The 13,712-nt window shown below is 42.5% G+C and carries 11 protein-coding genes; all 11 read left to right on the plus strand.

Going from position 1 to position 13,712, the window contains the following annotated elements; translation table 11 throughout:
- Nucleotides 1-1,380, plus strand: coding sequence for a carbohydrate ABC transporter substrate-binding protein (locus CA600_RS05505; protein ID WP_094869265.1), 1,380 nt, complete (start codon nt 1-3; stop codon nt 1,378-1,380).
- Between the two features lie 114 nt (nt 1,381-1,494).
- The gene (locus CA600_RS05510; protein WP_094869266.1) at nt 1,495-3,522 is read left to right on the plus strand and encodes a DUF5107 domain-containing protein; all 2,028 of its coding nucleotides are present in this window, start codon (nt 1,495-1,497) and stop codon (nt 3,520-3,522) included.
- Between the two features lie 178 nt (nt 3,523-3,700).
- A complete protein-coding gene (locus CA600_RS05515) occupies nt 3,701-5,113 on the plus strand; it encodes an ABC transporter substrate-binding protein (protein ID WP_094869267.1) in 1,413 nt (470 codons plus the stop codon).
- A gap of 271 nt (nt 5,114-5,384) precedes the next feature.
- Nucleotides 5,385-6,290 (plus strand): carbohydrate ABC transporter permease, encoded by a 906-nt coding sequence (locus CA600_RS05520; RefSeq protein WP_094869347.1) that lies wholly within the window; start codon nt 5,385-5,387, stop codon nt 6,288-6,290.
- A gap of 15 nt (nt 6,291-6,305) precedes the next feature.
- Nucleotides 6,306-7,136: a carbohydrate ABC transporter permease gene (locus tag CA600_RS05525; protein WP_094869268.1), complete on the plus strand. Its 831-nt coding sequence runs from the start codon at nt 6,306-6,308 to the stop codon at nt 7,134-7,136.
- A 160-nt stretch (nt 7,137-7,296) separates the two neighbouring features.
- Complete coding sequence (locus tag CA600_RS05530; protein ID WP_094869269.1) at nt 7,297-8,004, plus strand: DNA alkylation repair protein; 708 nt, start codon at nt 7,297-7,299, stop codon at nt 8,002-8,004.
- A 111-nt stretch (nt 8,005-8,115) separates the two neighbouring features.
- Nucleotides 8,116-9,405 carry an L-cysteine desulfidase family protein gene (locus tag CA600_RS05535; RefSeq protein ID WP_076299336.1) on the plus strand — a complete coding sequence of 430 codons (1,290 nt, stop codon included), beginning with the start codon at nt 8,116-8,118 and terminating at the stop codon, nt 9,403-9,405.
- Between the two features lie 196 nt (nt 9,406-9,601).
- A complete protein-coding gene (locus CA600_RS05540) occupies nt 9,602-11,068 on the plus strand; it encodes a protein adenylyltransferase SelO (protein WP_094869270.1) in 1,467 nt (488 codons plus the stop codon).
- Between the two features lie 38 nt (nt 11,069-11,106).
- Nucleotides 11,107-11,586 (plus strand): DinB family protein, encoded by a 480-nt coding sequence (locus CA600_RS05545; RefSeq protein WP_094869271.1) that lies wholly within the window; start codon nt 11,107-11,109, stop codon nt 11,584-11,586.
- Nucleotides 11,587-11,752: 166 nt separating this feature from the next.
- Nucleotides 11,753-12,538 (plus strand): DeoR/GlpR family DNA-binding transcription regulator, encoded by a 786-nt coding sequence (locus CA600_RS05550; RefSeq protein ID WP_094869348.1) that lies wholly within the window; start codon nt 11,753-11,755, stop codon nt 12,536-12,538.
- Nucleotides 12,539-12,561: 23 nt separating this feature from the next.
- A complete protein-coding gene (nagA, locus tag CA600_RS05555) occupies nt 12,562-13,704 on the plus strand; it encodes an N-acetylglucosamine-6-phosphate deacetylase (protein WP_094869272.1) in 1,143 nt (380 codons plus the stop codon).
- Nucleotides 13,705-13,712 lie beyond the last annotated feature (8 nt).

Consider the following 13,712-nt stretch of genomic DNA (forward strand, 5'->3'; position numbering starts at 1 on the left):
ATGAAATATGTGGAATCTATTAAAAATAGTTTAATATTCGCAGGTGTGATCCTATTATTATGGGCTAGCGCAGGATGTACTCCTTCGGATTCGAGCCTGAACAAAATGCAATCCTCCCAAGTGAAACATGAGTTTGCGAACAAAATTCTGAACTTAGCTGTATTTGAGGGAGGGCAAGGAAAGGATTATTGGCTCGCGGTGAAACAACAATTTGAATCAGACTATCCAGGGGTAACTGTTAATTTGACTTCAAGCCCTAAGATCATGGAAATACTTAAACCGCAAATCGCCGTTGGCAATCCACCCGATATCATTTATATCTCACAGAGTGAGACGACAGGTATGATTGAAGAAATGTTGAGAGATAAATTATTACTTGATTTGACGGATGTATTTGAAGGGAATGCTCTCGATAATCAAGTACCGCTTAAGAATAAAATGCTGGATGGTATTTTAGATTATGCTAATCCCTTAGGGGATGGGAAAATTTATGCTGCACCGTTCTATACCTCTCCAATGGGGCTAATCTATAACAAGACTCTTTTTGAGAAAAAAGGCTGGAAGCTCCCAGAGACATGGGATGAATTCTTGAAGTTAGGTGAGCTCGCTAAGAAGGATGGAAGATCACTATTCACCTACCAAGGTTTGTTCCCGGGTTATTTAGAGTCTATTTTCTGGCCGTCGGTGGCATCTGTGGGGGGGATGGAAGACGTCTGGAAGGCGGAAAATTATGAGAAGGATGCATTTAGGTCCGATTCCGTCAGGCGAATAGCCGAGGTGTTAAGTGCTATTGCACAAAAAGGTTATGTCATGCCAGGAACCGTTAAATTAAGCCATACGCAAGCACAGGCTGCTTTTCTACAAGGTAAGGCATTGTTCATTCCTTGCGGAATATGGATAGAGAATGAAATGAAAGGCACTCCACGCGAAGAAGGCTTCGAATTTGGTTTTCTCGCACCACCAGTGTTCAATAAGGGGGATCAGAGGTATGTCATGTCCTATTTGGATAGCCTGTTTATTCCCGCCAAGGCGAAGAATATTGAACTTGCCAAGGAGTTCCTGCGTTATCAATACAATGATGATATCGTTCAATTAAATGCGGAGAAATCCAAAGGGATAGTCACGGTTAAAAATGGTCTGGAAATCGTAAAGCCATACACTTCTCCAATATTCTATGATTCCGTTCAAATATCTCAAAAAGATGTAGCGCCGATTGTTTTTCAATGGAAACAAGCATCGCAGCTAGTCATCAAAGACGTAGAGGCAATATGGAACCCCATAACTGGCCTAATGAGCAATACGCTGACTGTTAAACAGTGGCAAGATGAGGTTGAGAAAATAACCAAGAGTGTGCGGGAATTAAGTTCTTCTAAAGAATAAAACTGTTTATTCCGTGTCCTAAATCGTACAGGTTTTGTTCAATTCTGTTAATGGTAGCTTTAGTATTTAGCAGTGTAAAATTGGATTAACTATATGGGATTGGATGTGACGTGAATGAGTGTGGTCATTTCAACATTAACTCTTGAAGGTGCATTATTAGAAGGAGAGAATCCTCTTCCAATGTTCAGAAACAGAGACCATCATACTAAAGTAGGGGATAATGGTACACTTACTCCAGAATTGAGACAGCAGCTGGGTGAACATACAGGTGGGAGATATTTACCTTATCGCATGCAGGATCGGTATACACGTGAAAGAAAACTGCTGGTTATGAAGTCGATTGTATTGGAAAATGACATCTTAAAAGCAGTCTTTTTACCTGAGTATGGAGGTAGACTCTATTCGCTTAAAGATAAACGTACGAACAAAGATATATTGTATACAAACCCTGTCTTTCAACCGGCTAATTTAGCTATTCTTAATGCTTGGTTCTCTGGAGGAATCGAATGGAATGTGGGACAGGTAGGTCACACCTTTACGACCGCATCTCCCGTACATGCTGCCAAATTGATGGATGATAAGGGCAATGAATTTCTAAGAATTTATGAATATGAGCGTTGTAAAAACATTTTTTGGCAGATTGATTTTCATCTTCCTCAAGGGGCAAAGGAGCTCTCTGTCTATGTAAGAATCATTAATGATAACGAAGCGTCGGTTCCTATGTATTATTGGACAAATATTGCAGCACCGGAAACTTTGCAATCAAGAGTATTCTCATCCACTAGTAAGGTTATCTATATTGATCATCAAGTGAAGGGGTTTGGATTGGGAGATTTGCCAGTGCTTCCTTCAGTTCCAAATGAAGACTCGTCATATCCAATGAGAATTCCCTTCTCTAACGAGTATTTTTTTCAGACAGAAGCAGATTATAAATCCCCGTGGGAAGCGATTGCCTATGAGGATGGTAGTTTATTCTACGAACGTTCGACTAGCCTCTTAAGATATCGTAAGTTATTTTGCTGGGGCAACCATGCAGGTGGTAGAAGATGGTGCGATTTCTTAGCGAAGCCAGGCGAAGGTAATTATGTTGAGATACAAGCTGGGCTTGCTCCAACACAGATGCATGGACTAGACATGCCTGCAAATTCAATATGGGATTTCACTCAAATATTCGGTGTTACTCAGGTGGATGCACATAAGGCAAATCAAAGCGATTGGTCTGAGGCTCGGGATTTTATTGAAACGCAAGTCAATGAACAATTGCAAGAAGATGAGGTGTATATTCTTCATGAGAAGTTGCAAGCTTATGCTAATTTAACACCATCAGAACTATTGCACTCAGGCTCAGGCTGGGGAGCACTCGAGGACATTCGCAGAAAGGCCCATGCTGAAAGGTCTATTCCGGATGGATGTCTATTCTTGAAATCCAGTATTGCAGCACCGCAGCTTCCATGGTTAGCCCTGTTACAAGAGGGAGGCTTGCCAGAGGGAGATGTGCAAGATATTCCGGCCTCTTGGATGGTCCAAGAAGAATGGATGGAATTGCTTCGTACCAGTCTAGGGGATGCAGATAATCAAACGTGGACTTCCTACTTGCATTACGGCATTATGCTCTATGAGTATGGAATGGAAGACCAAGCTATAACTGCATGGCATCAATCGCTTGAATTGCAGCCGTCTGCTTGGGTTTATCGTAATCTGGCGATTACCTCTGAACAGAGAGGAGAGGCAGATCAGGCTCTGGTCTATTATGAACTGGCGTATTCTTTGTACAATGGCTTTCCAGACAGTGCATTTGCAGATGAGTATATTAGCATGTTAATTAGAAATAAACAATTTGCTAAGGCATGGAGTGTGTACGAATCACTTCCTGAAGAGTTCAGGCAAAGTGATCGTCTCCAAATTATTATTGGAGCTGCTGCTCAGGCGTTGGATCATAATGAATTCCTATTAAACTTATTCCAGAAAGAATTTGCTGTGATTCGTGAGGGCGAAGTTACGATTGTGGAGCTGTGGTATGAATTTCAAGCCAAAAAGCTAGCGGAGAGCCGAAATACTGTATTATCTGAAGAATTAATGAAGGAAGCTATCACCCTATATCCACCGCCTAATAACATTGATTTTAGAATAATTGGCGCTTAAACGAAGAGAGAGTTTCGATGATTTTAATCGAAGCTCTCTTTTTTAGGATGCTGAAGGTGATTAAAATTTAGATAAAATTGTGCATGCTTTGTTCAATATCGTCGATGTTAGACCTGACTTGCTTCGTTATATACTTACTTGTGAAAGCACTTTCATATTAGAGGGGGATGCTACACACGTGAAAAAAAGACAAAAGAAGCTCACCGGTTTGTTGCTTGCTATGTCGATGGTACTAACGTTATTGGCTGGTTGTGGATCAAGCAATACAACGAACAATGCTGCCCCGCCTGAAGCAACTAAGGAGAACACCCCTACAGCTACAACTGAGGCTACCACCGAAGTTAAAGCTTCTGGACTAGAAGGTAAGGTAGTATTCTGGTCGATGTGGAGCAGCACAGAACCACAAGCGAAGGTTATTGAGTCAGCCGTTGCTGAATTCAAGGCAGCTAATCCAGAAGTTGAAGTGGATCTGAAGTTTACCGGTCGTGATATCTTAAAATTGATCAAGCCTGCTTTGGATGGAGGAGAGCAAATTGATATCTGGGAAGCCGATCCAGGTAGCCCAGCTGGTATTCAAGGCATGAAAGATTACGTTATGAAGCTTGATGATTTGCTTGCGGAGCCGTCCATCGGAATGGAAGGCAAGTCAGTAAAGGATTCAATAATTCCAAGCTTATTAAGCTGGATACAATCGCTATCCACAAAGTACGGTTTAGAAGAAGGTATTTATTCGATTCCGCAGCAACCGTATGCAGTGCTCTTTTTCTATAACAAGGAAGTGTATGAGAAGGCTGGGATAACAAAAGCACCTGCCTCTTGGGAAGAGTTTCTTGCAGATGCTGAAAAAATCAAAGCAGCAGGTTCAGCACCGCTTACCTTTGATGACGCATATCGGGACTTATTTATTGGATCTTATCTGGCAAATGCGATGGGGGCAGATTGGGTAAGCCAGCTTGTGCAAGATAAGACCGGTGAGATGTGGAATGATCCAATCATTCTTCAATTCGCTAAAGATATGGCTAATTTAAACGCTAAAGGTTTTTTCTCTAATAAAATTGCTGGAAGTAAATATCCTGCGGCTCAGCAGGATCTCGTGCTTGGTGGGTCTGCCGCTTATCTAAATGGAACATGGCTTCCGAATGAAGTGCTTGCCACCTCAGGACCAGATTTCAAATGGGGCACGTTTCAATTCCCGGATGTTCCAAATGGAAACGGTAAAGGTGGAAAACAAGGGCTGATCTTTGGATCTCAAGGGATGTTCATTAATAAATCAAGCAAGAATGCAAAAGCTGCTTTTGAACTTATCAAACATATCGTTAGTAAGCAGATACAAGAAAAAATGGCGAAGGATGCACTTGCGATCCCAGCAACCATTGATTCTGAATGGCCTGCGATGCTTGCAGAAGCAGAGGCTGCTTTTCTAAATGCAAAAGAAAATATGCCTTGGGGTGGAGGTATTGGTGATGGAGGCGACTTTACGCTTGCTACCATTGTACCTACCTTCATGGAACTTATCACTGGCAAACTGAAGCCAGAAGAATTCGGGCCGAAGCTAAGTGCGGAAGCTAAGAAATTCTACGCCGGTAAATAAAACTGTAGTCTATATGTGGCGGTCAATAGCGGCAGCTGCATATAGATTATTTAGAGTATAAGAAAGAATAAATTGCAATTTACGCGTTCTATTTATTCTGGTACTTGAAAAAGGATTCTAACTAAAAATTAGAGGTTGACATGGCGTGTGGACAGAGCGGAGGGTCGGAAGAACCCTCCGAACCCGTAGCGGCTGGTTCATAAACGGTCAACATGCTAATTTTGGTTTTGAGCCTTATAATTTCCTTGAAAATGATGCGGGGGATACAAAGATGAGAATTAGTAAACCGATTATCATGCTATTCCTTCTGCCTGCTATCCTGGTTTATATGTCGATCTTTTTTTATCCAACCTTGCGGGCAGTGTTTATGAGCTTTTACGAGATATCTAATATAAATAGTAGTATCAGTGAATGGAAATTTATTGGTCTAGACAATTACTGGGGGTTATTTCATAATTCCTATTTTTTAAATTCTTCATTAAATGTGCTTAAGATTTGGATTATTGGTGGACTCATTGTTTTCGTTATGGCTTTTTTCTTCTCAGTGCTTATTTCCTCTGGCGTTCGTTTCAAAGGCTTCTGGAGAGCCTTGATTTACCTGCCTAATACTGTATCTGTTGTTGTCATGTCAGTAATATGGCTTCAGTATGTGTATAATCCGACCTTTGGATTGTTGACACATGTATTTCGCCTTCTTGGACTTGAACAGTTAGCCAATATTCAATGGACGGATGACCAGCATTTATTTTTATCCATGCTGATCGCTTTTTGTTTTGGATCCATTGGTTATTTCTTATTAATTCTAGGCGCGGCCATGGATCGGATTCCTAATGATTACTACGAAGCAGCATTATTGGAAGGAGCAAACACGTTATATCAGTTCTTCCATATTACTCTTCCGTTACTCCGTGATGTGTTTAAGACCACACTGGTGTTATGGACGGTTACAGCCATTAACTTCTTTGTATGGTCTTCCATCTTCGGGAGAAATGATCCACATACGATGACTCCTGGCTATTATATGTACTTGAAGGTATTTGGTGGGGAGAGAATTTCTGATACGCAAGCTTTCAATGTTGGAGCAGGGGCTGCGATTGGTGTATTGATTACTGTTGCAATTATTGGCTTTTCCTTCTTGATTGGTCTGTTGTTTAGGAAGGATCGTTTAGAATACTAGGAAGGAGGAGACAATATGCGTCTTCACTCAATCACTCGAATCATTCGATATGTTCCATTAGTAGTCTGGCTTATCTTTACAGTTATTATTTTTGGATACGCATTCCTTGCTTCACTCAGCACGACAAGAGAGATATTTACGAACAAACTACTGGCGAGCGGATTTCATTTTTCCAACTATACCCGATTATTCGAAGAAACGAAGATCGGATTGTACTTTTTGAACAGTCTAGTTTACACGGTAACCTCTTGCGTAGGTATTATTGTTGTTGCAGCTCCGGCTGCTTATATATTGGGACGAATTCAGTTTAGGGGAAAACGGTTAGTTGATTTAATGTTTATCTCGGCATTATCGGTTCCGGGGCTACTGATTTCTATTCCATTGTTTTCGTTATTTTATTCATTGAATTTAACAGGCTCAACATTTACGTTAATCTTTGTATACATTTTTACGAATGTCCCTTTTGCTGTATTTTTGCTTACAGGGTTCTTTGCATCCATTCCGAAAGAACTGGAGGAATCAGCAGCGATCGATGGATGTGGGCCGATTAAAGCTTTTATCAAAATCATCTTACCTATGGCACAGGCCGGTATTTTGACGTTAACGATTTTTAATGTGATGGGGATTTGGAATGAATATTTTTATGCTCTGATCTTTGCAAATAATCCGGATCGACATCCAATAGCATTAGCGCTTCAATCCATCGTAGTAGGATATACGAATACTGGTAATTATTCGGGTATTTTTGCTGCATCACTTCTGGTATTTTTGCCCACGTTTATACTTTATCTTCTTGTGTCCAGAAAGATCGTTGCTGGAATTACAATCGGTTCTGTAAAAGGTTGAGGTAATAACCACCTAGTAATATAGGTGGTTATTTGCGCACCCATAAGGATTTCTTCAGAAACTCAACTTGCGACAAGGAAACCCATACAGTACACTTTCTTTAACTAGTACAAACCTAAGATAGCTTGTGAGAGAACTTTGAAAAAGGAAGTGTTAAATAGTGGATCTAGAGATGGTCATGCAGGAGCTGGAAGCGCTTGGTAAGGAACGAACTAAGAAAATATATATATCTAATGGAGCAAAGGAACCGCTATTTGGCGTGGCTACCGGAGCAATGAAGCCAATCTTCAAGAAAACAAAAATAAATCAGCCATTGGCTGAGGAACTTTACGCGACAGGGAACTATGATGCCATGTATTTTGCCGGCATCATTGCTGATCCCAATGCAATGACGGAAGCGGATTATGACCGATGGATGGATGCGGCTTATTTTTATATGCTGTCCGACTTTGTAGTGGCAGTAACCTTGGCAGAAGCAGATATTGCACAACGAGTTGCCGATAAATGGATTGCGAGCGGTGAAGAGCTGAGAATGTCAGCGGGCTGGAGCTGTTACTGCTGGCTGCTTGGCAGTCGGCCGGATGTTGAGTTTTCCGAAAGCAAGCTTGCCGGTATGCTTGAGATGGTGGAAAATACGATTCATGATTCTCCAGAACGTACCCAATACGCAATGAACAACTTCATGTACACAGTGGCCATATCTTATTCGCCACTTCATGATAAGGCCAGTGAAACCGCAAGAACTGTAGGGCCTATTGAAGTTGATAAGGATAAGGCAAAAAGTAAATTGATTCACGCGTACGCAAATATTCAAAAAGCAGTCGACAAAGCTCAGCTTGGTTTTAAACGTAAGCATGTAAGATGTTGATCTAGCAGAAGCTTCTAGAGAAGAAAAAGGAAAAAGGATTCCCTGAAACTTCACTCTGCGTTACTATATAGAAATGACTCCAAGTGGGAGAGAGAAGGGGGAAAAGCATACATGGGCAACTTATTGGAAATTTTGCACAAGGAAGTCGTACCGGCAGAAGGCTGCACAGAGCCGATCGCAGTTGCGTATGCCGTCTCCTTGGCGGCAGAGCTTCTCGAGGAAGAAATAACGGGGATTCAGCTGCATCTCAGTGGTAATATTATTAAAAATGCAATGGGAGTGGGCATCCCTGGGACAGGCCAGACAGGTCTTCCTATCGCAGCAGCCCTCGGTGCGGTGGTCGGACGTTCGCACAAGGAGCTGGAAATTCTATCAGGCCTGACTCAGGATGAGCTAAAGCTGGCCAATGACCTGCTTGATCGAAAGCTGCTAAAAGTGGAGATAATGGACACTCCTGAGAAGTTATATATTGAAGCACAGGTGAAGACAGAGAATCATACAGCGACTGCCATCCTTGCTAAAGAACACACTAATATAGAATATCTGGCTCTGGACGGGAAAAAAGTGACACCTAAGAAGTCTAAAGCAGATTGTGGCAAGCCTGGACTTTCTGATACTGAAGCCTATGAAGGCTCTGTAGATCGGATATTCGAGTTTATAACTACGGCTCCATTTTCAGACCTTAGCTTCCTCTTGGAAGGCGCCCGGATGAACAAAGCGATTTCCGAAGAGGGACTCCGGGGCGATTATGGGTTGCAAGTAGGGAAGAAGATGAATCAGCAATCAGCTGTGAATTTGTTCGGCAATGATGTAGCAAACAAAATAATAGCGGCCACTGCTGCGGCTTCAGATGCTCGTATGGATGGCAGCGCAATGCCTGTGATGACAACAGCGGGCAGCGGTAATCAAGGCATTGCCTGTACGCTTCCCGTTATTTCTTTGGCGGAATTACTTGGTAAGGATGAAGAGACGCTGGCTCGGGCGCTTGCACTAAGTAATCTGGTCACTGTGCATATCAAGCATTATATCGGGCGGTTGTCGCCTTTATGTGGTTCAGGAATTGCAGGTGGAGTTGGAGCGAATAGCGGGATCATTTATCTCATGGACGGCACTCTTGAGCAGATCAAGCATGGGATACAGAATACGATAGCCTCTTTATCAGGCATGATTTGCGATGGTGCAAATTCAACCTGTGCGCTGAAGATATCTACCTCCACCAATACGGCGATTCAGGCAGCCACACTGGCGATGAACAATATTGCTCCTACGACCAAGGATGGAGTTATTTTCGAAGAGGTGGAAGATACTATCCGCAACATGGAGCGACTGGTTCAGGAAGGTCTGGCGGATACTGACAAGACCATTCTAAATATCATGCTCTCCAAAGGCGGAGCGAATTAGCATCCTTTAAGGTCATAACAGGTTAGAACATCATAATATAAGACCGTCCGGTTCCCTACATGAATGGCAGGAGACTGGACGGTCTTTTTATCTATTCAGTAAGGGTATTTGTCATTGCGAAGATTTGCATTAAATTTTAACATAACTTATTCTGAGATCATAAAGGCATAAACTGATGGTATAAAAAGGAGATATTATGACGGAGAAGATAGATATAGGATGGAACTTTGAGAACAGTTATGCTCATCTGCCGGAATCCATGTTTACAAGGATTAAACCAACTCCTGTGCGTAAGCCGGAGTTAGTTATTTTAAATGAACCATTGGCTGCTACCTTAGGGCTGAATAGTACAGCACTACATAGTAAGGATGGTGTTCAGTATCTTGCAGGGAATGAAGTCCCTGAAGGTACTGTGTCGCTTGCTCAAGCGTATGCTGGACATCAATTCGGACATTTTACCATGTTAGGTGACGGCCGAGCTGCGCTTATTGGTGAGCAGATCACACCCCAAGGTGACCGCGTAGACATTCAGCTTAAGGGTGCGGGAAGAACACCCTATTCTCGTGGTGGCGATGGCCGAGCCGGACTCGGACCGATGCTGCGTGAATATATCATTAGCGAAGCCATGCATAGCTTGGGTATTCCCACCACTCGCAGCTTGGCAGTGGTAACTACTGGAGAAACGATCATTCGAGAAACAGAGCAGCCTGGTGCTATTCTGACCCGGGTTGCTGCAAGTCATCTACGGGTGGGTACCTTCCAATATGTTGCAGCGTGGGGTACTGTTGAGGATCTCCGTACTCTGGCAGATTATACATTACAAAGACATTATCCGGAAGTTGATTCTAAGGAGAATCGTTATCTTTTCCTGCTTCGGGAAGTGATTGGACGTCAGGCTGAATTGATTGCCAAGTGGCAGCTGGTAGGATTTATTCACGGAGTGATGAACACCGACAACATGGCGCTTAGCGGAGAAACGATTGATTATGGTCCTTGCGCCTTCATGGATGTGTATCATCCAGAAACGGTATTCAGTTCCATTGACCAGCAGGGTCGTTATGCCTATGGCAATCAACCGGGCATTGCCTCTTGGAATCTCGCGAGATTCGCGGAGACTCTCCTGCCATTGCTGGCTGATGATCAGGAACAGGCGATTCGGCTCGCTGAAGAGGAAATTGCAGATTTTAAAGAGCGGTCTTACCATCATTGGCTCACAGGTATGAGGGCGAAGCTCGGAATCTTCAACGAAGAGGTAGAGGATGTAGCGCTAATTGAAGATTTGCTAGATTTGATGCAGAAGTATCGGGCGGACTATACCAATACCTTCCGTGCCCTAACATTAGAAAAGCTGGAAGAAACCGCTCTGTTTGGTGCAGCGGAATTTACGAAGTGGCAGGAGTTATGGCAGGCTAGACTTAGCAGACAGCAGCAATCGAAAGAGGTTTCGCTGCAGCTAATGCGCAATAGTAATCCTGCGATCATTCCGCGGAACCACAGGGTAGAAGAAGCACTCCAAGCGGCAGTACAACAGGAAGATTACAGTGTGATGGAGCGATTGCTTAAAGCTCTTTCCAATCCTTACGCTTATTCCCCTGAACAGGATGAATACTCGGCACTACCTAAGGAATCAGCACGTCCATATCGAACCTTCTGCGGTACCTGATTTGCTGATAATGATCTAAATAATGAGGTGAAGTAAGAATGTTTCATGCATATGATGTTCTGGCTAACCAGTTGCTAGCTAATGCGAATGATCCAAGTTGGTATGTGCCCTTTGAGGTAGCCATAAATGACTTAAGCGAAGAAGAAGCTTTTTGGAAAGTAACGGAAGAAAGCAACAGTATTACTGAGATAGTGCAGCATCTGCTCTACTGGAATGAAACTTGGCAAACAAGGTATAAAGAAAAGAGTATCCATGCGGTTCCTTCAGTGGATAACAATAATACCTTTGTCGTTGCAAAAGGAGTAACGTTCCAAGAGCTTCAGCAACAACTCTTAGAAGTTCTTTTACGTTGGCAGGAACTGATTACAAAGGAACAATTGGATGCCGATGTTCAAGAATTCAAAGGCAGTCAGTGGTGGGAAGTAATGGGCAATGTGACAACACATAACGCGTATCACGTGGGGCAAATCGTTTTTATTCGAAAGATTCAAAAGAGTTGGAATCGCACTATGAAATGAATTGAAGGACGTTAACAGATGTACATTCATCTGGCTAACGTCTTTTTTTGCGAATATCAATGAAAATAAGTTGTGTAAAAATACTTATAAATACTTATAATCACATATATAATACTTGTAAATACTTAATTAATAACTTATGATGACTTTAGGAGGTGCATACATGATGTTTCAAGAGGAGAGATTGTTAAAAATACTCGAATATTTGAAACAACACCAATCGATGAGTGTTCAAGAGATCTGTACGCAATTTGATGTATCCAGAGATACCGCACGTAGGGATATTGTTAGATTAGTACAAGAAGGTGTTGTGATCCGAACGCATGGAGGGGTATCGTTACCTGAGTTACAAAAAGAATTGTTATCTTATCAGGATCGTTTGATCGATGAATCTGAGAGTAAACAGAGGATAGGAAAGGCTGCGGCGCAGCTTATCCAAGATCATGAGACTGTGATTTTAGATGTATCTACCACCGTGCAGTTTGTAGCAGAACAGATCAGCGCGAAGGATATTACGGTGGTCACGCACTCGATTGATAATGTAGGGATCTTGTCCAAACGGGAGGATCTGCAAATTTATGTTCTTGGTGGTTACTTGAATGTGAAAAATCGCTTGTTATATGGCCCTTCTATTATCGATAAACTTAGTGAAATCCGTGCTGATAAAGCCTTTATTGGAGCATCCGCGATCCGTGCTGATGGACTCTACTATCCATATGAAGAAGATGTACGGGTGAAGAGAGAAATGGCCCGAAGATCAGAACAAGTCATCTTAGTGGCTGATCACACTAAATTTATTGGCAAATCATTTTTCCGTCTAGACTTTGAGTTCGTTGACATTCTAATTACCGATCGGGAACTCCCAAGTGAGATCAGAGAAATTCTAGATCAGATGAACATCACAGTGATTGAATGTCCAGAAGAAACTGAAGAGGCTCGAGAGCAAGACTGATAACGAAACAGAGGAGGATATTTATGTCTTATATTCTGCAAAATGTACAAGTGGCGCTTCAGAATCGTATTGTCCCAGCCGCTAATGTGTGGATTTCTGAAGGGGAAATTATGAAGATAGATACAGAGGATCTTTCGATTCCAGAGGGACAACATGAACGGATCGATGGTGGTGGACATTTGTTAGTACCCGGGATGATAGATGTTCATATTCATGGCGCCAATGGCTTCGATATGATGGACGGTACGGAAAAGAGTATTCAAGAGGTCTCAAGTGCTTGTGCTTCATCTGGCTGTACCTCATTTTTGGCTACATCAGTGAGTTCTACGCTAGAAGATCTTTTAGAAATGATTCGTAGTGTCAAGCGTGTGATTGGACATGAAGTGGGCGCAAAGATCGCAGGTATTCATTTAGAAGGACCTTACTTGAATCCGAAGCGAAAAGGAATGCAGAACGAAAAATATCTACGCCACCCCAACTTAGAGGAAATGAACCTGATTTTTGAAGAAGCGGGTTCACTCATTAAGATGGTTACAATTGCTCCGGAGCTGCCGGGAGGGATGGAGCTCATTTCCTTTTTGAAAGAAAAGGGTGTAGTTATAGCCATCGCTCATTCGGATGCCACATATGAAGAAGCTAAACAAGCCTTTGCGTCGGGGGCAAGTCATGTTACGCATTGTTTTAATGGCATGCGGCCTATCCATCATCGGGATCCAGGGGTAATTGTGGCTGCTTTTGAAGAGAAGCATGTAAGTCTTCAGGCGATTGTGGACAACGTTCATCTGCACCCTGCAATTATTCGATTAATGCATACCTTGAAAGGACCAGAAGGAATGGTCTTGATTACAGATGCACTGCAAGCTATGGGATTAGGTGATGGGGATTATATGTTCGGAGGCCATCATGTTACAGTATCCGAGGGGGTAGCGAGACTGAAGGATGGAACGCTAGCTTCAAGCACAGTGACTATGAATGAAGCTTTACGTTATACTGTCGAAACTGGGATTCCATTGTTAGACGCCGTAAAGATGGCTTCAACTACGCCGGCCAATATTCTTGGACTTCAACAAAAGGGGACAATAACATCTGGTTTTGATGCTGATCTGGTCCTCTTGGATGATGAATTTAAAGTGTGCTGGACAATGGTAGATGGTCAAATTTTATAAATCATGAT

This window comes from Paenibacillus sp. VTT E-133280 (assembly GCF_002264385.1).
Taxonomy (GTDB): Bacteria; Bacillota; Bacilli; order Paenibacillales; family Paenibacillaceae; genus Paenibacillus_AQ; species Paenibacillus_AQ nitricinens.